18 protein-coding genes and 1 pseudogene are annotated in these 21650 nt (G+C 44.5%); 2 read left to right on the forward strand and 17 right to left on the reverse strand.

The annotated features are described in order from the left end of the window. Positions 1 to 131 precede the first annotated feature (131 nt). The 8 genes from FTU95_RS03685 to FTU95_RS03720 are packed head-to-tail and all read right to left on the reverse strand — an operon-like array spanning position 132 to position 7724. On the reverse strand, positions 132 to 1004 hold the full coding sequence (locus FTU95_RS03685) for a hypothetical protein (protein WP_180077587.1): 873 nt from the start codon (positions 1002 to 1004) through the stop codon (positions 132 to 134). A gap of 12 nt (positions 1005 to 1016) precedes the next feature. After that, positions 1017 to 2096: a 3-dehydroquinate synthase gene (aroB, locus tag FTU95_RS03690; RefSeq protein WP_180077589.1), complete on the reverse strand. Its 1080-nt coding sequence runs from the start codon at positions 2094 to 2096 to the stop codon at positions 1017 to 1019. Positions 2097 to 2124: 28 nt separating this feature from the next. Further along, on the reverse strand, positions 2125 to 2661 hold the full coding sequence (gene aroK / locus FTU95_RS03695) for a shikimate kinase AroK (RefSeq protein WP_180077591.1): 537 nt from the start codon (positions 2659 to 2661) through the stop codon (positions 2125 to 2127). A gap of 36 nt (positions 2662 to 2697) precedes the next feature. Further along, positions 2698 to 4773: a type IV pilus secretin PilQ gene (pilQ, locus tag FTU95_RS03700; protein ID WP_180077593.1), complete on the reverse strand. Its 2076-nt coding sequence runs from the start codon at positions 4771 to 4773 to the stop codon at positions 2698 to 2700. A gap of 17 nt (positions 4774 to 4790) precedes the next feature. Then, positions 4791 to 5318, reverse strand: a complete 528-nt coding sequence (locus FTU95_RS03705) for a pilus assembly protein PilP (RefSeq protein ID WP_180077595.1) — start codon at positions 5316 to 5318, stop codon at positions 4791 to 4793. Next, complete coding sequence (locus FTU95_RS03710) at positions 5318 to 6031, reverse strand: type 4a pilus biogenesis protein PilO (protein WP_180077597.1); 714 nt, start codon at positions 6029 to 6031, stop codon at positions 5318 to 5320. Before FTU95_RS03710 ends, FTU95_RS03705 begins: the two co-directional genes overlap by 1 nt. Further along, positions 6028 to 6666: a PilN domain-containing protein gene (locus FTU95_RS03715; RefSeq protein WP_005094324.1), complete on the reverse strand. Its 639-nt coding sequence runs from the start codon at positions 6664 to 6666 to the stop codon at positions 6028 to 6030. The genes FTU95_RS03710 and FTU95_RS03715 overlap by 4 nt, the downstream gene beginning before the upstream one ends. Next, the gene (locus FTU95_RS03720) at positions 6666 to 7724 is read right to left on the reverse strand and encodes a pilus assembly protein PilM (protein WP_005168888.1); all 1059 of its coding nucleotides are present in this window, start codon (positions 7722 to 7724) and stop codon (positions 6666 to 6668) included. The genes FTU95_RS03715 and FTU95_RS03720 overlap by 1 nt, the downstream gene beginning before the upstream one ends. Before the next feature lie 165 nt (positions 7725 to 7889). Between FTU95_RS03720 and ponA the strand changes: the two genes are divergently transcribed. After that, the gene (ponA, locus tag FTU95_RS03725; protein WP_180077599.1) at positions 7890 to 10418 is read left to right on the forward strand and encodes a penicillin-binding protein PBP1a; all 2529 of its coding nucleotides are present in this window, start codon (positions 7890 to 7892) and stop codon (positions 10416 to 10418) included. A 63-nt stretch (positions 10419 to 10481) separates the two neighbouring features. On the opposite strand, the gene FTU95_RS03730 is transcribed toward ponA, so the two are convergent. The 9 genes and pseudogenes from FTU95_RS03730 to FTU95_RS03770 form a co-directional block, all read right to left on the reverse strand. After that, on the reverse strand, positions 10482 to 11285 hold the full coding sequence (locus FTU95_RS03730) for a putative RNA methyltransferase (protein ID WP_180077672.1): 804 nt from the start codon (positions 11283 to 11285) through the stop codon (positions 10482 to 10484). A gap of 54 nt (positions 11286 to 11339) precedes the next feature. Next, positions 11340 to 12458 (reverse strand): phospho-N-acetylmuramoyl-pentapeptide-transferase, encoded by a 1119-nt coding sequence (gene mraY / locus FTU95_RS03735; protein ID WP_004644946.1) that lies wholly within the window; start codon positions 12456 to 12458, stop codon positions 11340 to 11342. After that, on the reverse strand, positions 12459 to 13862 hold the full coding sequence (gene murF / locus FTU95_RS03740; RefSeq protein ID WP_180077601.1) for a UDP-N-acetylmuramoyl-tripeptide--D-alanyl-D-alanine ligase: 1404 nt from the start codon (positions 13860 to 13862) through the stop codon (positions 12459 to 12461). It lies immediately after the preceding gene. A 9-nt stretch (positions 13863 to 13871) separates the two neighbouring features. Further along, entirely contained in the window at positions 13872 to 15368 is a 1497-nt protein-coding gene (locus tag FTU95_RS03745; protein ID WP_180077603.1) for a UDP-N-acetylmuramoyl-L-alanyl-D-glutamate--2,6-diaminopimelate ligase, read from the reverse strand. Positions 15369 to 15379: 11 nt separating this feature from the next. Then, positions 15380 to 17203 carry a penicillin-binding protein PBP3 gene (gene ftsI, locus FTU95_RS03750; protein WP_180077604.1) on the reverse strand — a complete coding sequence of 608 codons (1824 nt, stop codon included), beginning with the start codon at positions 17201 to 17203 and terminating at the stop codon, positions 15380 to 15382. 15 nt (positions 17204 to 17218) lie between these two features. Beyond that, positions 17219 to 17551, reverse strand: a complete 333-nt coding sequence (gene ftsL / locus FTU95_RS03755) for a cell division protein FtsL (protein WP_005168901.1) — start codon at positions 17549 to 17551, stop codon at positions 17219 to 17221. 10 nt (positions 17552 to 17561) lie between these two features. Beyond that, positions 17562 to 18473, reverse strand: coding sequence for a 16S rRNA (cytosine(1402)-N(4))-methyltransferase RsmH (gene rsmH / locus FTU95_RS03760; RefSeq protein ID WP_005168904.1), 912 nt, complete (start codon positions 18471 to 18473; stop codon positions 17562 to 17564). Between the two features lie 188 nt (positions 18474 to 18661). Further along, complete coding sequence (locus tag FTU95_RS03765) at positions 18662 to 19681, reverse strand: sulfate ABC transporter substrate-binding protein (RefSeq protein ID WP_005094348.1); 1020 nt, start codon at positions 19679 to 19681, stop codon at positions 18662 to 18664. 244 nt (positions 19682 to 19925) lie between these two features. Next, a pseudogene (locus FTU95_RS03770) lies at positions 19926 to 20927 on the reverse strand (sulfate ABC transporter substrate-binding protein). Positions 20928 to 21319: 392 nt separating this feature from the next. Here FTU95_RS03770 and FTU95_RS03775 point away from each other — a divergent pair. Continuing rightward, complete coding sequence (locus FTU95_RS03775; protein ID WP_180077606.1) at positions 21320 to 21622, forward strand: hypothetical protein; 303 nt, start codon at positions 21320 to 21322, stop codon at positions 21620 to 21622. Positions 21623 to 21650 lie beyond the last annotated feature (28 nt).

Consider the following 21650-nt stretch of genomic DNA (forward strand, 5'->3'; position numbering starts at 1 on the left):
TTAAAACCATACACATGACAGAGATTTAGTATAGATCAGGGCAATATAGCTTATTTTTAATGGGTATTTTTTGCACCAAAAGCGCACATTTATAATTATATAATTGCCTGGGTGCGCTATTTTAGACCGATTTAATTAAAAGGATCGCTAATCTCATTATTTTGAGGGCGGGAAGGAGTTCCCGGGTTCGGTCGATTATTATTATTTTGTAGTTGCGGTGTACCCTCTACAGCGCTCTCGGATTTTTGTACATCAACAACATTGCCAGAAGAATCACGACGTACAATCGTGGTACTGGTCGTTACATCAGCACTAGGTGACTTGCTCTCAGGCTGGGTCTGCTGTCTTAGCCGCACCGATTCATCGATCTTCGGTAAAGGAACGTTTTTCAAGCGCACCTCATACAGCTTCTGATTGCTTGCCAACTCATCTGAACCCAGATTATTCACCAGACCGACATACTGCTGGATTTGCACAATTTCAGGTTGGACTGACGTAGGCAGATTTATATTCAAGTTAGCCAGAGCCTGTTTGGCTTCTGCTGCGGTTTTATATCGACCATAGAGCAGCACATATTGTTCTGGCTGATTTTCACCCGATATTCTTAAATAAATAAAAGGCTTACGATCTGACTGTTTCTTAAGAAAACTTTTTAGGATGGCTTCATTACTTACGCGAAATAACTCAATCGCATGCTGGTTTTTAGCTTCATTGACAAATTTGGTGCCACGAAATTCCGGTTCATGATTGGCATTCACAATGGTGCGCGTATTCAAGTCAAGGGGTTGAACCTCGTCGAAAAGCGCACCAAGATGGGTCATAGTCGCTACTTTTTCCGGCTGAATTTGTAGCTGAGCTTTAGTTTCCGGCTTTTTTTCTACTTCAACCACGGTATCTGGGTCAGTAATCGCCCAGAAGATCAAGGCTGCAAATAGACAGCATATCCCACAGACCAGCCAGAAATAGTGCTGAACCTTTTGCCAAGGAGTGTGTAATGCTGCCATAAAAACTAAAACCTATGCCTGATTGGCCAAAATTGCCTGTTGCATTAACTCAAGATCAAAGTCTCGGGTAATCACAGCTTTGCCTAATTGTTGCAACAATACCAGACGCAATTGCCCATTTAAGACTTTTTTGTCATGGGCCATATAAGCCAGGAAATCGTCCAGAGGGATTTTAGGACAAACAATCGGAAGTTTGGCACGAGAAATGATTTTTTTTGTACGTTCCACATCATCCTGAGAAATCCAGCCCATACGCTGTGATAAATCTGCTGCCATCACCATACCGGTTGCCACAGCTTCGCCATGTAGCCAGACCCCGTAACCCATATAGGATTCAATCGCATGACCAAAGGTATGCCCTAAATTGAGTAAAGCACGTTCACCCTGTTCCTTCTCATCATTGGCCACAATTCGGGCCTTATGCGCACAGGAACGGTAAACGGCTTCAGCAAGTAATTCTTTATTACGGTCGACCAGCGCATCCATGTTTTCTTCAAGCCAGACCAGAAATGACTCATCGCCTAGCAGCGCATATTTAATGACTTCAGCCAGACCTGCTGAAAGCTCTCGATCAGGCAAAGTAGAAAGCTGCGACATATCCGCCAGTACCACTTGCGGCTGCTGGAAAGCACCAATCATGTTTTTGCCCAAGGGATGATTAATCCCGGTTTTTCCACCAACACTTGAATCTACCTGCGACAGCAAGGTCGTCGGTACCTGGATAAAGTACACACCGCGCTGGAAACAGGCCGAAGCAAACCCAGCCATATCTCCAATCACACCCCCACCCAACGCAAGCACAGTACAGTCCCGATTAAACCCGGCTTCAAGCAGTGCATCAAAGATCAGATTCAAATGCTGGCTATCTTTGTATTTTTCACCATCAGGCAAAATACAGGTCGCAACACGTTTATCCAGAGCCTCAATTGCAGTTTGATAACGCTGCAAATAGAGTGGTGCAACCGTAGTATTGCTCACAATCATCACTTGCTTGCCCTGAATATAGGGAGCCAATAAGGCCTGTGGATCCAGATCGCTTCCAATAAAAATAGGATAACGACGTTCTCCGAGTTCTACATATAAGGTTTGCATGCTTGATTAACCACTTTATTCAATGAACTTAATTTTTAGGAACAATGAGATTGAGAATCCGCTGCGCCAGATCTCGTGCAGCACCCTGATTGGTCTCAATAATATGATGTGCCACTTCCCGATACAAGGGATCACGAACTGCCAGTAAATCACGCAACTTTTGTTCCGGATTTTCGACTTGAAGGAGAGGACGGTTTTTATCGCGATAGGTACGTTGCAGTTGAATTTCAACCGGCGTATAGAGATAGACAACAATTCCGCGCTGTTTCAGATAATCCCGATTTAAGGTCTGAGTAATGGCACCACCGCCAGTGGCTAAAACCAGATGGGGACGTGAGGTAAGGTCATTAATGACAGCAGTTTCACGGTCACGGAAACCCTGCTCCCCTTCTTTTTCAAAAATCCAAGGAATGGTCGCGCCTGTTTTACGTTCAATTTCATGATCACTGTCTAGAAATTCACGCCCTAACAATTCTGCGAGATGTCGTCCTACTGTTGTTTTACCGGCCCCCATCGGCCCTACCAAATAAATATTTGGCAGGGTTTCAAACTCTTTGCTTGGCAAGGAGTCACCTATTCGTTTTGTTAAATTCAAAATATATTAATGATTTCTTGAAACACTGTCATTAACAATTCGAGGTGTAACGAAAATCAGTAGCTCGGTTTGGTTGGTAGTTTTTGTATTGTTACGGAACAAACCACCAATATATGGTAAATCCCCAAATACTGGTACTTTTTGTGAATTGTTAGTATTTGCATCATCAAAAATACCACCTAAAACTACCGTTTCACCATCACCCATCAAGACATTAGTTTCCAACTCATTGGTATTGATAGATGGGCCATCAGGAGTCATCGCTCCAATAGTATCTTTTTCAATCTTAAGCTCCATCTGAACCTTACCATCAGGTGTAATACTTGGAGTCACTTCAAGTCTTAAATTAGCCGCTTTAAATTCAGTTTTAACCCCTTCAGTAGCACTATAAGATTGATAAGGAATCTCTGTACCACGCAAAATATAAGCCTTCTGCTTATCACCAGTCAGAATTTTAGGAGCAGAAAGCACCTCACCCAGCCCATCTGACTGTAATGCTGTTAATTGTAAATCCAACATATAGTCAGAAATTTTTAATAATCCAAAACTGAATGTACCTGCAGAAGCAGTTCCTAGATTAACCCCTAGATCTAAGCTCGGCGAATAATCTCCCCCCCATACAGTAGAACCTGGAGTATCCAAAGGAATTGGGTTATTTCTTTGCAAGCCCCAACGAATGCCTAAGTCTCGAGAAAAGTTTCTCTCAGCTGTAACTATTCTTGCCTCAACCATAACTTGCTTCACTTGAATATCAAGCAAATCCACCATATTTTTAATTTTATCAATAAATTGCTGAGTATCACTAATAATTAAAGTATTGGTTCGAGCATCTACAGAAATAGACCCTCGTGAACTCAACAAGCTTTCCTTATCCCCAGCACTCGAACCACTTGATGCCCCTTTATTCTGCGTAATCAGTTTTTCGATATCAGCAGCTTTGGCATAATTGAGCTGCATATACTCAGTTTGGATAGGAGCAAGTGCTACACTCTGCTTAATCGCCTTAGCTTCTTCCTCTTCAGCCTTTATCAGCTCTGTAACTGGTGCGATCCAGATCACATTGCCATTGCGGCGTTTATCCAGATTCTTGGTTTTCAGCACAATATCCAGCGCCTGATCCCAAGGTACCTCTTTCAAGCGCAAGGTAATATTACCTTGCACACTGTCCGCAGCCACCATATTGATATCGGTAAAATCAGCCAATAACTGCAACACGCGGCGCACTTCAATATCCTGGAAATCTAGTGAAATTTTCTTACCACTATAAGCGACGGTTTTAGGACGCAATGGACTCTTGGCTTCTGGTCGTTTCAAGCTGATGGTCAGCTTGTTATCAGTCTGGTAAGCCATATATTCATAACTTTCCGCAGACTGAATCGTAATGACTCCTGAACCATTTTGATTCACAGCATCCACACTTGATACCGGAGTCGCGAAATCTGTCACATTAAGACGGCGGGTCAAATGAGCCGGAATCTTGGAACCTAAAGTGCGCACAATAACCTTGGTACCCTGCTGCTGTACATCAACAGGAGTATTATTTCCTAATAGATCAATAACGACCTGGCCTTCACCTTGCGCACCGCGCTGGAAACCAATATTGCTAATACCCTGAGCTGACTGTTGCTGCACAGGTTGAGCTATGGCTACAGGAGTTGCCGAGTTAATTTTAAGAATAAAAGTATTGCCTTCTACTCGAGTGGTAAAGGCACCTGCATCTGTCAGATTAACCGTCAAACGGGCACGCTGTGCATCCGAAGTGACCTCCACTGAACTGGCTTCACGCGTTGCGACCGGAATTTTGCTTTGTTTTAAATTCTGTTGGGCCTTGTCAAAGTCCAGAATCAAACGTGACGGTGATTCTAATTGATAGGCTTGTGGTTGAGGTGGTAAACCATTAAACATCACCCGAATTTCAGTTCCTTGACCAGGAAGCTGCATAGGTACCACATTCGTTACGGCCACTTGTGCGCTGGCTGCTTGCATCACCGCAATCGCAACAGCACCCATGGAAAACTGACGAAACACACGATTCATTGTATTAACATCCCCAAAAATAAATTCTTTAATACTCTTATTCATTGTTATTCCTTTAAAACTTATGGCGCCGGCCCGATAAGAACCAAACTTCGCGGACGTTCCACATATCCCTCACGGCCATCTGGAATAATCTCAATCAAATCGATTTGTGTTGGTGTAATTCCAACCACACGACCATGATTAAGTCCCATATAGCTACCACGTTGAATCCGCTCAACCTCACCATCAGGCGTCTGGATTAAAGCCAGAATTTGTCCTGCCTGATTGCGCATACTGCCTTTCATGGTCAATGTTTCGAGCGGATAACTTTCTAGCGGTTGCAGTTGACGTGATAGGTTTGGATAAACCCGTTTCCCCGCCATAATTTTCAGTTCGGCAGCCAGAGAGCTTGGTAAAAAAGGACTTTTGATCTGATGTGCTGCATAGTTGAAGGTTTCAACTGGCATAAAATCAGGCGCAGGTTCAATTGGCAAAGGTGGCTGATTACGAATATTAGCCATTTCCTGATTGACTGCATCAATGCGTGAATCGCATCCCAACAATAAAAACCCAAGTGTTAAAGCTGAAGTAATTTTCATTCTATTCATTACTGCGCCCCCTGAGTTGTGCTACCCGCTGCTGCAGAAGTATCAGCATTGCCGACATAGCGATAGGTTTTGGCTTTAACCACATAATCAATCACCGGAATCTCAGATTTTTTCTCTTTATTCTCAGTACCGGTAATGGTGAAGTCATGTAAGGTTACGATACGCGACAAGCCGGCAATACTGCTGACAAAAGAGCCAAATGCGTGATAATCCCCAGTCGCTTCAATCGCAATCGGCTGTTCAATAAAGAATTCCTGCTTGATCTCCGGTTCCAGACGGATATTTTTAAATTTCAGACCTGAATTCACCCCACTCAGGTTAATATCTTCGACCAGACCCGGAATTTCAGTTTCCTTCGGCAATTGTTCTAATTGCTGGTTAAAACGTGCTTCCATTTCCTGAAGCTGAATCTGATATTGTTGTAGATTACGTAATTTTGATTCCTTTTCACGAAACTCATTCAGCAGGTTTTGTTCCTGGGCACTGGCTTGTGAAATTGATTCAATCGTACTTCTGGTCAGAGCAAAATAAATCAGCATAAATACCAAGATAACAATAAAAATCCAGCAGCTAATCTTGACTGATAAAGGCCAGCTGCCATAATTATTAGGATCTAGAGTATTGAATTGCTGAAAAAATTTCTCAACTGTCATTTTATTTTTAGGTACAGCCACGGCATCCTGGCTGAACTCATCGAATTTTTCATTACTCATGATGATGCCCCCGGAGTGGTATTGGCTGCTTGCTGTTCTTCATTCAGTACCGGTTCAGCGATCTGATCCAGATCCACAGTCACGGTAAAGCTGCCATAAGACTCTTCAACACGTGGAATAATCGAGCTCGGTGCCTTTTCTTTGGATTCTTCAGCCACCAGAAAGGCATTCATAAAGGCATTTCGGTACCAGGAGGAAGCTTCCAGATTACGCAGTAATTCTGCTACGGTATTTGGACTCTCGGCTCGACCTTCGATGCTAAATTTATCGCCAGTACGCTGAAACTTGGTGATGTACATATTGGCTGGTGTCACCCGTACAATTTCATCAATCAAATGTACCGCGATCGGACGTTGCGTTTGCAAGCCCTGAATCAGCTTCATCCGCTCAACAATGGCATTACGTTGCTCTTGCAAACCTTCTAGCGCTTTTAACTGCACATCCAGATTCTGGTTGGTACTTTGAATCAGCTGATTGGCCTGTTCCTGATCCTGAAGCTTGTGATCATAATAAAACCAGGTTGAACCTGCCGCCGCCAGTCCTAAGAAAAGCGCCCCCACACAGATTGCCACGAATTCATTATTTCTTTTAATTCTTAGCTCATCACGCCAAGGAAGTAAGTTAATCTTTGCCATTAATCAAAACTCCTCAATGCCAAACCACATGCAACCATGAGTGATGACGCGTCATTTTCAATTTTTTTAATATCAATTTGAGGAGAAAAGCCCATTTGCAAAAATGGATTCGCGATCGTGACACGGTAACCGAGTTTTTGTTGTAATAATTTTGCCAGACCTGGAATATTGGCATTCCCGCCGGCCAATAAAATATGATCAATCTCATTAAACTGAGACGATGAAAAGAAGAATTGTAATGACCGCGCTGCCTGTTGCACTACGGCATCCAGGAACGGTTCTAGCACTTCAATATCATAATCATCTGGCAAAGCACGGGTTTTTTTAGCACGCCCGGCTTCTTCAAAAGACAGACCATAACGGTTCTGAATTTCCTGAGTCAGCTGTTTGCCACCGAACACCTGCTCACGGGTATAAATAATTTTGTTGTTCTGCATCACCGACAAGGTGGTCATACTATGTCCAATGTCTAAAATACCGACAGTATTTACCCCCATCGGCAAAGTATCCGAAAACACTTTAAAAGCATTTTCCAGCGCAAAACTTTCTACATCCGCGATCTTGGGTGTCAGTCCGGCAATTTCCAAAACTTCAGAGCGTGCTTCAATATTTTCAATGCGGGTTGCCACCAACAGCACATTGACCCGGTTTGGATTGGCAAGACGGTCAGGCAGAACTTCAAAGTCCAGACTGGCTTCATCGAGTGGGAACGGAATATACTGTTCTGCATCTTCACGAATCTGAACTTCACGCTCATCATTCGACATGTCTGCATCCATCTCGATAGTTTTGGTAATCACCATAGAGGTTGGAATGGCAAAAGCGGCATGATTCGACTGGGTGTTGGCCAAATTAATTGCACGCCCAAGGGCATCCGCGACTGCTTCCGGGTTTAAGACGTTTTTTTCAACAACACTGTTTTCCATTAATGGGACCAAAGCATAGCTCTCTACCCAGTAACGGCTACTTTTTACAGAAAGCTCCAAAACCTTAACAGAAGTCGAACTAATATCAACTCCTATTAACCCCTTATTTGGTTTACGATATAACCTGCGCACAATATAATTCCTATTATTTTTTTGTCCCCAATTAAATCTAACTTACCAATCGATCCGATCTATAATTTTATATAGATACAATAACTCATCTAACAATATGTATATCTAAAGGATATACTGATCGGTAATTAGTTCGCCATTAGCTCTTATTAAAACTTACTTGTTATGAAAAAGCTATCTTGTTCAGGCCTTGTTCACCCATTTTTTTTGATCATTATCATTATCCTGATCTCAATTCCGATGGGTTTCTATGGCATGTATCTCTATATTGCCCCATCTTTGCCTGAAATGTCCACGCTTAAAAAGGCGCCTTTATTAAAGCCTTTACAAGTTTTTAGTTCAGATAATGAATTAATTGCTGAGTATGGTGGCAAGCTTTCTGTTCCCGTGAAATATGAACAAATTCCATCCGAGTTTATTCATGCTTTCCTCGCCGCTGAAGATTCCAGCTTTTTCGAGCATAGCGGAATCAGTTTTAAAAGCTTAGGCCGTGCAGTCAGTGAAAGTATCACCGGTTCGGATGTGCAGACCGGTGGTTCCACTATCACCATGCAGGTGGCGAAAAATTATTATCTCAGCCCCGAACGAACACTCAAGCGTAAACTGACTGAAATTTTTCTGGCCCGTAAGATTGAGCAAAGCCTGACCAAAGAAGAAATTCTGACACTCTATGTGAATAAAATCTTCTTGGGTAAAAATGCCTACGGGATCGCAGCAGCAGCCAAAATTTACTATAACAAGAGTTTAGAAGAGCTTTCGATTGCGCAGATGGCCATGATTTCGGGCTTACCTAAAGCACCTTCTCGATATAATCCGGTGGCCAACCCCAAACGTGCTCTCGAACGTCGCAACTGGATTTTAGGACGTATGCTGCAACTGGGCTATCTGAACCAGAGTCAGTATCAACAAGCGATTGCTGAACCCATCAATCTGGATATGCCTGACCGCAGTACCCGCAATAAATTCCCGTATGTCGGTGAGATGGTGCGTTCTGAACTGGTACAAAACTTTGGCGAACAGGCGGTAGATTCTGGCTACAAGGTCTATACCACCATCCATAGTGAACGCCAGACCTATGCAGAACAGGCGGTACAAGAAGGTCTGGAAGCTTATGACCGTCGACATGGCTGGCGTGGTGCTGAAGCACATGATCAACCACTGGAAAATTTCCGTGCCTATGCCAACACCTACCCTGCTCAAGTGACCAAGATTGGCAATTCCAGTTTTGAAGCGTTAATGCAGGATGGCACCACGGTAACTGTACCGTGGTCCGGTATGTCTTGGGCGCGCCCCTTTCGCAATGTCAACAGTGTAGGTGGTGCGCCGAGCAAAGCTTCCGAGATTGTCAAAGTCAAAGATATTATACGTTTACGACCGAATCAGAATAAAACCTCGTGGTCGCTGGTACAAATTCCAAATGTGCAAGGACAGTTGATTGCCATCAATCCAAATAATGGTGCAATTGAAGCCATTGTGGGCGGATACAACTTTTATCAGTCGAAATTTAACCGTGCAATCCAGGGCTGGCGTCAACCCGGCTCTACGATTAAGCCTTTTGTTTATGCACTGGCTTTAGAACGAGGCATGACACCGCATACCATGGTGAATGATGCACCAATTACCATTGGCAAATGGACACCTCGTAATTCAGATGGCCGTTATCTGGGGATGATCCCGCTACGCCGCGCACTATATCTTTCGCGCAATACCGTTTCAGTGCGTTTATTACAGGCTGTCGGGATTGAACGTACCCGTCAGCTGTTTATGGATTTTGGTTTACAGGACAATCAGATTCCGCGTAACTACACCATCGCACTCGGCACGCCTCAGGTTCTGCCGATTCAGATGGCGACAGGTTATGCGACTTTTGCCAACGGTGGTTACCGGATCCAGCCACATTTCATTACCCGTATTGAAGATGCCTATGGCCATACCATTTTTGAGGCTCAGCCTGAATATGCGTGTATTTCATGTATCAATACCGAAGAAGAACCTGCTCAACCTGCCGACACCATGACCGCAGATGACGAAGCGATTGCAATCAACAATACAAGTCTAGAACAGAAACAGGCTGCACCCAAAGTCTCTGCTGAAGACAGTAATTATCGTCAGGCACAGCGTATTTTAAAATCCAGCTCTGCCTATGACATGGCCAATATTCTGCGTGATGTGATTCAGCACGGTACCGGCCGTGCGGCCTTAAGAATCGGGCGAAATGATATTGGGGGCAAAACGGGAACCACAAATGACGCCAAAGATGCCTGGTTCGCAGGGTTCAATGGCAAACTGGTTACCATCACCTGGGTCGGCTTTGACCAACCTAAAACCTTGGGACGCCGTGAATATGGTGGTGTGGCAGCCTTACCCATCTGGACCGACTTTATGGGCAATGCCTTAAAAGGTCATCCAGAAGCATGGGTGCGTTTAGACCGTAATGCCAAGGCACCAGTGAATCGAAGCAAGGTAGTTCAGGGTGATGAAGCGCAGAATGATCCGTCTTCACCACCAATGGCCACTGCGCTTTACCGCCCGGCACCTGTGGTCGTCCCGAAACGGACAGAAACAGATTTCGAAGATCTGCCGGGACAGGAAATCGCTGTGCCAGATGCTACTGAAACAACTGCTCCGCCAGAACAGCCGCTTCAACCAAGCAAAGTGGACGCTTTAGAAAACCTGATTCAAGAAGTGCAATAACCACAACCGACAAACTAGTATAAAAAAGCCCTCAACAATGAGGGCTTTTTTATCGGTGAATTTTTATTTTTTCTGAAACAGATAGATCTGATATTGCGCCAGCAATTTAAACTGATCCTGCTGTTCAAGTGCCAGACGGCGTTCAGGTTTGGCCTTGTAAGCATACGGCGTCATAGCAATCAGGTTTTTTAAATCTGTCTGTGGCAAAGTCATCGGGGCATCAATCACCTGCTCACTGAGCAGATCAAATTCATCTTGCAGTTGCTCAACAAACTTTTGCGGTTCGTGGGGTTTCACTTCTTCAAAAAGTGCCTCACGCATCGCATATAAATGCTGTGGCGCAGGTGTCACCACCATTAAATAACCTTCAGCTTTTAAAACCCGTAAAATTTCCTGTTTTGGGATCGGACTGAACAGGCTGGTACACATATCAATCGACCCATCCAGCACCGGTAAAGTCGCCCCGGTTCCTACGACCCAGGTGATATTTTTATTGAACTTGGCCGCGACCTGAACGGCATTTTTGGCAATATCCACCCCGACGCATTGCAGCACTTCAGTCTGCATGGCATCAGTATAGTAGCCTTCACCACAACCAATATCTAAAAGATTCTCAATCCGCAACTCGCGAATCTTTTCCACGACAGCCTGTTGCAAAGGCGCATAATAACCTGCGCTGAGAAATGCACGACGTGCCTGCACAGACTCAGGCGTATCTCCCGGGTTTTTGCTGTGCTTATGCTGAACCACATGCAGGTTCACATAGCCTTGTTTAGCGACATCGTAACTATGATGATTCTCACATCGCCATGTTCTTTCATTTAAGCTCAACTGCTGGCGACAGACTGGGCACATGAGTAAATTCATCATTTTCTCCAAAATAAAAAAGCCGGCATACGCCGACTTTTTTCAATGCATTTCTTAGCGCAATTTTAAGGTCATTAGACCCAAAACTACCAGCATAATCGTAATAATCCAGAAACGAATGACGACTTGGGTTTCACGCCAGCCTTTCTTTTCATAATGATGATGTAGCGGTGCCATCAGGAATACACGTTTATTGCGCATTCTTAATGAACCAATCTGCAAGAACACTGAAACCGCTTCCACCACAAAGACACCGGCCATAATCGCAAATACGATTTCCTGACGAACCATGACGGCAATCGTACCGAGCATTGCACCGAGAGATAAAGCACCGACATCCCCCATAAATACTTGGGCTGGATGGGCGTTATACCAAAGGAAAGCCAGACCCGCTCCGATCATGGCAGCACAGACCACCACCAGTTCAGACGAATATTTTACATAAGGAATATGCAGATAATTGGCAAAGCGCACGTCACCGGCCAAATAGGCAAATACGCCCAAACCTGTAGCAACCAGCACGATTGGCATGATTGCCAGACCATCCAGACCATCAGTCAAGTTCACGGCATTGGAGGCACCGTTAATCACGAAATAGGTAAAGATAATAAAACCAATGCCCAATGGGATCATCGATAATGGAATGCTTAGGTCTTTAAAGAATGGAATCAGCAGATCCAGCATATTCGCGGTATGCACCGGATTGGTCTGTTGCTGTGCAATGACATACAAAGCAATACCAGCACCCAAAGAACCAACTGAAGTCCAGAAGAATTTTTTCTTCGCAGGCAAACCCGCATTGTCTTTATAACGGATTTTAATCCAGTCATCGGCCCAGCCAACGGCACCGAAGATGACCATCACACCCAGCACAATCCAGACATAAGGATTGGAAAGATCTGCCCAGAGTAGAGTTGAGATACCAATCGAAAGCAGGATCAGCACCCCGCCCATGGTCGGCGTGCCCATTTTCTTGGCATGGTTTTCAGGAGCATACGAGCTGACTGCCTGACCATATTTCAGCGCCTGCAGCTTGCGAATCATCACAGGACCAAGCACCAGACCGATGGTCAATGCCGTCAAGACACTGAGCAAAGCACGTAAAGTTAAATAACGAACCACCTGAAACGTGCTGTCAAAGCCCGCCAAATGTTCAAAGAGCCATAACAGCATTTAGAGTTTCTCCATCAATGCAGCCATCAATGTTTCCATATGGGTAAAACGCGACCCTTTAAATAGAAATGACATCGGCTGAGGTTGATGTGTTTTAATCAAATCAATTAAAAACGGTAAGGCCTGCTCCTGATTCAGGAAAGCCTGCATTTTTTTACTATATTGTGTACTACGAGCACCTTCTTGTGCTGCCGGAGCAAATTCACCCACAGCCACCACAAAATTAATGCCTTTCACCGAGACCAGATCCCGACCGAGCTTGTAATGCTCGATTGCGGCAGATGAACCGAGTTCACCAATATCGCCGGTGACCATCACCCGGATGCCCTGCTGCTGCGCTAGAACTTCAGCCGCTGCACGCATCGAACCCGGATTGGCATTGTAGGTGTCGTCAATAAATAAATAGTCTTTGTGCGGAATAAAGTTCAGACGACCTTTAGCACCGACTGCCTGTTCCAGACCAGCCACGATATCATCAAGACCAATACCGATCGCCAAGGCGAAAGCTGCTGCTGCGGTCGCATTTTCGACATTATGCTCACCGGCAAACGGCAACTGAACTGTTTTCGAGCCTTGCGCTGTATTCAGGGTAAAGGTTGATGATTGCGCATCCAATACCACGTCGCTGGCATACACATCCCCACCAGCACCAAAACTCAAGCTTTTTTCAGTTGTTACTGCGGCATGAATGGTTTCAGCAAAATCATCTGCAGCAGGAATAATTGAGGTTTCAGAGATATGCGCATAAATCTCAGATTTTGCACGGCAAATTCCGTCACGACCGCCAAATTCACCTAAATGTGCCGTCCCAATATTAATGATCCCAGCCACATGCGGCTGCACCATTTTCGAGGTGTAATCAATTTCGCCCTGATGACTGGCACCCAGCTCCATCACTGCATACTGATGTTCGGGACGTAATTCGAGCAACATCACCGGTACGCCGAGGTCATTATTCAGGTTGCCACGCGTGATCAGTGTCGGCGCAAGACGAGACAAGATGCTCCCCAGCATTTCCTTGGTGGTGGTCTTGCCACTGCTGCCGGTCAAGGCAATGACTTTGAGCTGAGAATTCTGCTGACGACGGTATGCGCCTAACCGCCCTAGTGCCAAACGGGTATCGTCTACGACAAGCTGGCAGATATCGATATCGAGCGGTCGACTGACGATCGCAATCTGACAGCCGCTTGCTGCTACTTGTGCCACAAAATCATGGGCATCAAAGCGCTCGCCTTGCAGCGCAAGGAAAGCATCCCCTTGTTCAGCATCACGCGAATCGGTCAGAATACGTTTGATGGCGTCTGCCGGTTTTTTATTATTGAGCCAATTGCCTTGAGTCGCTTGTTCAAGCTGTTCTGCTGTCCAAGGTGCAAGTGGCACGGTACTGGTTGTTGAGGTATGCATATATGAATCCTAATACGCTGGATAAGCTGAATCTGCGCTGTGATGCTGGGCATCAATCGCGGCTTGCACTTCGACCACATCATCAAACCAGTGACGTACACCATCAATTTCCTGATAATTTTCGTGACCTTTGCCTGCAATCACCACGATGTCCCCTGCCTGCGCGTGTTTAACGGCAAACTTGATCGCTTCACGACGGTCATGAATTTCATGGTAGCTTTTGCCTAAAAAGTCGATGCCATTTTTCATATCGGCAAAAATTTGTGCAGGATCTTCGGTTCGCGGGTTATCGGAAGTCAAGACCGCAATATCCGAACCTTCTAATGCTGCTTGGGTCATGAGTGGACGCTTGCCGCGGTCACGATCGCCGCCACAGCCAAAGACTGCCCAGAGATTTTGTGAAACATGACGTTTTAAAGTGATGAGAACCTGAGTCAAGGCATCAGGCGTATGCGCATAATCCACTACAAATAGGCGCTCGCCATCACGCAGCACCTGCATCCGGCCTGGTGCACCTTTGAGCTGTGGCACAGTCACAATCAAGCTGTTTAAATCAAATCCGGCCTGCTCTGCCATGATCAGACTGGCGACCAGATTTTCAATATTGAAATGTCCAAGCAGCGGACTGTTAACAACATATTCAGCAGAAGCAGTTTTCAGCTTAAAGGTCGCACCTGAAATGCTGTATTGAATATCCTGAACCTGATAATCCGCAGCTTGACGGGTTGAATAGGTCAAAATTTCTGGCTGTGAGGGATTGTTGCGCGCTGCATCAATCATGATATGAGCATGCGCATCATCCAGGTTGATGACAGCCACTTTTAAACTTTCAAATTTAAATAAAGCAGATTTGGCTTCTGCATAGGCTTGCAGCGTCCCGTGATAATCCAGATGATCGCGACTTAAATTACTATAGCCCGCAATCTCGATATCACAGCCATTCAAGCGACCTTGCTCCAGACCATGCGAACTGGCTTCAATCGAGGCAAATTTAGCACCGGCTTGAGCATAAACATGTAAAGCATTTTGCAATTGCAAAGCATCGAGCGTGGTATGCGACGAGGCTTCCAGATTTGGTAAAATCCCGTTACCTGTCGTCCCCATCACTGCACAAGCTTTGCTTTGCAACATGAACAATTCCGCAACCAAACGTGAAATCGTGGTTTTACCATTGGTACCAGTCACTGCAAGAATACCTGCAGCCTGAACAGGTTGGCTGGCTTGTAAGTATTGTTTTTGCCACTGTCCCATCAAATGTCGGACATTAGCAACCACCAGATTGGGTGAGATATCCAATTCGATTTCAGAAATCACCGCTAAGGCACCCTGCTCTAAAGCTTTTTGTGCAAATACTGCCGTTTTTTCTGGTTGTGACAGACTGGTCAGGGCAATAAAAATTTGCCCTGCCTTAACTTTACGGCTATCCAGTTCGAAACCCTGAAAGGCTTGGGTCATCCATTCAGCAGTATCCTGAACGGCGTAGAGATCTTTAAATGTAATAGACATTGATCACCTATTTACTGGACTTTGGGAGATTCTAAAGGTTTGTCCAGAGGGACATTTAGCAGACGCAAGGATTCCTGCATCACGCGTGCAAATACCGGTGCCGATACCGTACCACCGTAATAGGTGCCTTGCGGATTTTCGACCACCACCACCATGGCAATACGCGGATCACTCACGGGCGCTACGCCAGCAAACAAAGCCCGATATTCATTGGTAGAATAGCCTTTACGATCGGCACGCAGTTTATGCGCAGTACCGGTTTTCCCTGCCACACGATAACCCGGAATTGTCGCGCGCGTGGCGGTACCGCCAGGCAGAGTTGCTACTTCCAGCATAAGCAAGACCTGATCTGCAATATTGGCATCAATCATTTGCTCACCCTGCGGCTGTTCTTCCAGCTTGTACAGGCTCAGCGGCATTCTCACACCCTTATTGGCCAGCATGGCATAAGCATCCGCCATTTGCAGCACAGTAGCATTCAGACCATAACCATAGGACATGGTTGCCACTTCTGACACATTCCATTTACTTGGTGGCAAGATCAGACCGGCACTTTCACCCGGGAATTTTACTGCTGAGCGTGAGCCAAAACCCAAGCGTTTATAGAAAGTAGGTAGAGTTTCATACGGCAAAGACAAGGCCAGTTTGGCGACACCCACGTTCGAAGATTTCTGGATAATACCGCCCAGTGTTAACTGACCATAGTTATGCGTATCACGAATGGTGTGATTGCCAATTCGCATACTGCCCGGTGTGGTGTTGACCACTGAATTGGCCGTATATTTACCACTTTCCAGAGCCATTGCCACAGTGAAGGGCTTCATGGTCGAACCCGGTTCGAAGGAATCCACTGCACCACGGTTACGCATGGCATCCTTGTTCAGCAGACCATTTTTATCATTCGGGTTATATGATGGCCAAGATGACAAGGCCAGAATTTCCCCGGTTTTTACATCGACCGCAATCGCAGTCGCAGAACGGGCATTATTGGCCACACCTGCCGCAGTCAATTCACGGTACATAATATATTGCAGACGCGAGTCAATACTCAGGGTGATATTCTCGCCCGGCTCGACTTCTTTAATCACTTCCGGCTCTTTAACCCGGTTGCCTTTTTTATCCCGGATAATCTGCTGCTCACCATCTTTACCTGCCAGACGGGTATTGAGCTGCATTTCCAGACCTTCAATCCCGGTGCCTTCACTATTGGTCAGACCAATAATCTGTGAATTGGGCTGTGGCTGCGGATAATAACGTTTGTAATTTTTCTCGGTATACACGCCTTGAAAATTACGCTTCATGATCAGTTCGGCCTGTTGTGGCGGAACTTCTTTTTTCAGGATCAGATAACGAGAACGCGGGCGTTCTTGCATTTTTTTGCGTAGTTCTGCCCGATCCATACCGACTGCATCGGCCAGTTCATCCAGATTCAGGTTTTTATCCGGCAACTGGCGTTTCAGCTTGCGGCTATCTGGCTCTTTTTCTAGTGCCAATATGGTCTCGTCATAGAGTTTTTTATTGTCAAAATAGTCACGTGGATCAATCACGATTTTCATGATCGGCGTACTGATCGCCAGCGGCACCCCATTACGGTCATAAATCACGCCACGCATGGCCTTGATGGTATTGGTTCTTAAAATATTGGCATTGGCTTTATTTTGCAAAAAATCCTTATTGATAATCTGCACATAGAAGGCCCGGCAAATCAGTGTAATAAAACACAGCAACACCACCGCCCACATGATATAGAAACGATTGATATACACATTTGAGGCGTTTTTGTCGGTAACTGATTGTTTTTTACGTACCGCTTGCTTCTTTCTTTTGTCTATCATGTCCGAGCGCTAGCCTTATTTTTTCTCATCTGAAGTTTGTGGTAAAGAAATGACGACACTTTGTGAAACCGGGGGAGAATACATGCGCAGCTGGGTGACAGCACGTGTGCCAATCTGCGCAGTTGCACCAAAAGTTTGCTGTTCAATTAACAAACGCCCCCAATCTGCATTCAGGTCATCACGCTCACGCAGATAAGTGCTCAGTTTTCTGGTGTCCTGACGATATTCAAACACCTGAAATACCACAAAGACTGCACTGATGAAGACCATCAGTATCAAGACGAGATAGATGCTAGCTTGTTTAAGCCATAACTTTTCTGTTTTTTTATCAACCACTTCAGTTTTCATGATGTGCCTATTAAGCTAAACGTTCTGCGACCCGGAGCCATGCACTACGTGAACGAGGATTGGCTTTGACTTCTTCGTCACTGGCTTTTACGCGGGATACCTTCTTTAAACGTCGTGTATCTTTTTGCTGCCCCGGCATTCCCCAGCCAAAATCTTCGTCTAATGTAGATTCTTTTTGAATAAACTGTTTGATCAAACGGTCTTCCAGAGAGTGAAAGCTAATTACGGCCAAACGTGCCTCAGGTTTTAAAATCTCAACTGCTTGAGGCAAGAAGATTTCAATATCTTCTAATTCTTTATTAATAGCAATACGAATCGCCTGGAAAGTACGCGTCGCAGCATGCTTATTTTTTTCCCATTTTGGATGCGCGACTTTCACAATTTCCGCAAGTTGAGCCGTGGTATCAATCTGCCCTGCCGCCTTGATGGCTTTGGCAATCCGGCGACTATAACGCTCTTCACCGTATTTAAAAATGATATTGGCCAGTGCTTCTTCTTCAATTTCAAGCAGCCATTCTGCTGCAGTTGGACCTTGAGAATTGTCCATGCGCATATCCAGCGGGCCATCTTTCATAAAACTGAAACCACGTTCGGCCTGATCCAGCTGCGGCGAAGACACGCCTAAATCTGCCATCACTCCATCCACGGTCTCAATCCCAAGCTCAGCCAGTGCGTCTTTCAGATCGGCAAAGCTGGCATGAATAATTTTAAAACGTGGATCCTCTTGTTCTAAGATTGCTGCCGTCTCTAGGGCCTGAGGATCTTTATCAAAGCCATATACACGTGCATGTTCATCTAATTTTGATAACAATAAACGAGTATGTCCGCCACGACCAAAAGTACCGTCTACATAAATTCCCGTATTGCGACCTGCCAACAAGGCATCAATCGTTTCGTGAAGTAATACAGAAATATGTGACATAAAAACTCAATCAATAGGGCGAAAAATTTAACTGCACATTATCACCCTGTTTCAGCAAAGCTCCAAACGACTTTTTGTAGATAAATATTACTTTCCATAGAGAAAACCGTTTTTATTTGAGTGTCGTCAATAAAAAAGCCTCCGCGAGGGAGGCCTGTTTATCTGTAATTCGTCTTCAAATCAGCAGATTAACGTTTTGAGTTATAAATCTGATCAAAAATCGCGCCATTCACAAAATGGGTTTTCTGTGCATTGGCCCAGCCGCCAAACACTTCATCAATGGTAAAAGTTTTGATTTTCGGGAATTGTGCTGAATATTTGGCTAATACTTTCTCATTGCGCGGACGGTAGAAATGTTTGGCTGCCATTTCCTGACCCAATGGAGAATACAGGTAGTTGATATAACCTGTTGCCAACCATTTATTGCCATTTTTATCCACGGTACGATCGACAATGGCCACCGATGGTTCGGTCAAAATCGTAATTGACGGATAAATAATATCAAACTTGTCTTTACCCAAAGTCTTTTGGGTAACCAGTGCTTCATTTTCCCAAGTCAGCAATACATCACCAATGCCACGCTCAGCAAACGTGGTCATCGAAGCACGTGCTGCTGAGTCCATCACTTTGACATTTTTATAGAGTTTACCGACAAAGTCCTGTGCTTTGGCTTTATTACCCCCCGGCTGTTTCTCGGCATAGCCCCAAGCAGACAGGTATACCCAACGTGGCAAACCACCGGTTTTCGGGTTGGGGGTAATAATTTCTACGCCTGGCTTGGTCAGATCACTCCAGTCCTTGATGCCCTTCGGATTGCCTTTGCGCACCATAAACACGATGGTTGAGGTATAAGGTGCAGAATTATGCGGAAACTCTTTTTGCCAGCCGGGTTGAATCTGACCAGATTTCACGATTTCTTCGATGTCATTGGCCAGCGCCAAAGTCACCACATCGCCTTTTAGGCCATCGACCACCGAACGTGCCTGCTTGCCCGAACCACCATGTGACTGTTTAAAGTTCACATCCAGACCGGTACGGTTTTTCCAGTAAGCACCAAATGATTTATTGAATTCATCATAGAATTCACGGGTTGCATCATAAGACACGTTTAGAAATTGACGATCAGCCGCCTGTGAGACAGTCGCTGTCAAGCCTAGACCTGTAGCCAATAAGGCAACGCTAAATAACGATTTTAATTGATTTTTCATGAGCGCACGGGAGTTTATCTTGTATAGATATAACTATATGAAATAAAATCATTTATCGCAATTCAACCTACAACATCACAACACGATATAATCAAAGGTTTTTTATTCTTAATCATCTGTTTTTAAAAACAAAATATAGCCAGTCATTTCACTTATTTCGAATATATAGAATTTTATGCATTAAATATAAAAAAAACGGATAACGCTTTATCCGTTTTCTTCATTCAATTTAGATTCAAGCTTGTTATCGCTTTTCATTATAAATCTGGTCATAAATCGCCCCATTCACAAAATGGGTTTTTTGCGCTTTTGCCCAGCCACCAAAGACTTTATCAATGGTAAAGGTTTGAGTTTTCGGAAATTGGGCGGAATATTTGGCAGCCACTTTAGCATCGCGTGGACGGAAGAAATATTTCGCAGCCAACTCCTGCCCTTTCGGGGAATACAGATAATTCAAATAGCCTTTCGCCAGATTGGCATTGCCATTTTTATTCACATTTTTATCAACGATTGCCACCGATGGCTCGGCCAGAATTGAAATAGAGGGATAGATGATATCGTACTTGTCCTTACCTAGACCTTGCGTTGCCAGCAAGGCTTCATTTTCCCAAGATAATAGTACATCGCCAATACCGCGCTCGGCAAAAGTCGTCAGTGAACCACGGGCACCGGAATCCAACACTTTGACATTTTGATAAAGCTTTTTGACCAGATCTCGGGCTTTGGCATCATTGCCACCGGGCTGTTTCAGCGCATAGCCCCAAGCAGACAGATAAATCCAACGTGGCGCTCCACCAGTTTTCGGGTTAGGCGTAATAATCTCGACACCCGGTTTGGTCAGATCATTCCAGTCCTTGATTTGCTTGGGATTAGCCTTACGCACCAAAAAAACGATTGTCGATGTATACGGTGCTGAATTATTTGAAAACTCTTTTTGCCAGCCTTTCTCGATTAAACCGGCATTGACGATTTCCTCAATGTCATTGGCCAAAGCCAAAGTCACCACATCGGCCTGCAAACCATCGACGACCGAACGTGCCTGCTTGCCTGAACCGCCATGTGACTGTTTAAAATTGATTGTCTGTCCGGTTTTCTACTTCCAGAACTGGCCAAACTCCTGATTATATTCTTGGTAAAATTCACGGGTCGGATCATAAGAGACATTCAGGAAATCTTTGGCCATTACATTTTGCATGGTGGTTGCTGTAAATATTGTCAAGATTGCGGTTGCTATTATTTTTTTCATGTTATGTGACTCATTATTGAGATAACCACACTGTATAAATAAAAAATAAATATAACAATCATGTGTTTATAATAATATTGATGATCTATTTCTGATTTTGAGATATCTGCTAACAATTAAACCTGGATACATATTCTGCTAAAAAATTAATATCCTGCTACAATATAAGACAGTTCTTCACGTTCTCTTCATAGTTGTCTGTTAAAAATAGGCCGCCAGAAGAGAGAATTACGATTTTTAGTAATTTTCCATAGATGTTATATTAATTTTTTGTAAAAAATGTGACTTGGTTCTACTTCTTTATAATCAACTGTGATTAAATTGTAGACGGAGTATTAAAAAAACATTTTTAACAGAATAAAACCAACCAGAAGCAAGGAGGAAGTTTGGATATGAAATTTAAATTATTCACAGCTAGCATCCTAAGTCTGATCATGCTGTTTTCGATTCAACTGGGTCATGCCGTCGTTGTGAAGACAGATTTGCAGAAGGCCTCAGTCACTACTGTTGAAAACAAGACATCGCCGATTGAAAAAGCAATTCAACAACAAAAAAGCGAAAAAACGTTGCATACAGACGATAATCTTAAAGTCTTAACTGCGCTGAAAGTCGCACCTTCACAAAATTTCTTTGCAGCACAAAATTATCGCTTTACCCGCTTCGTACAAAGCATATTTTCTAGCGATAATTCTTAATCAGTTTTAACCAACTCGAATAACACCA

Source organism: Acinetobacter sp. YH12208 (assembly GCF_013418055.1).
In the GTDB taxonomy this organism is placed as follows: Bacteria; Pseudomonadota; Gammaproteobacteria; order Pseudomonadales; family Moraxellaceae; genus Acinetobacter; species Acinetobacter pseudolwoffii.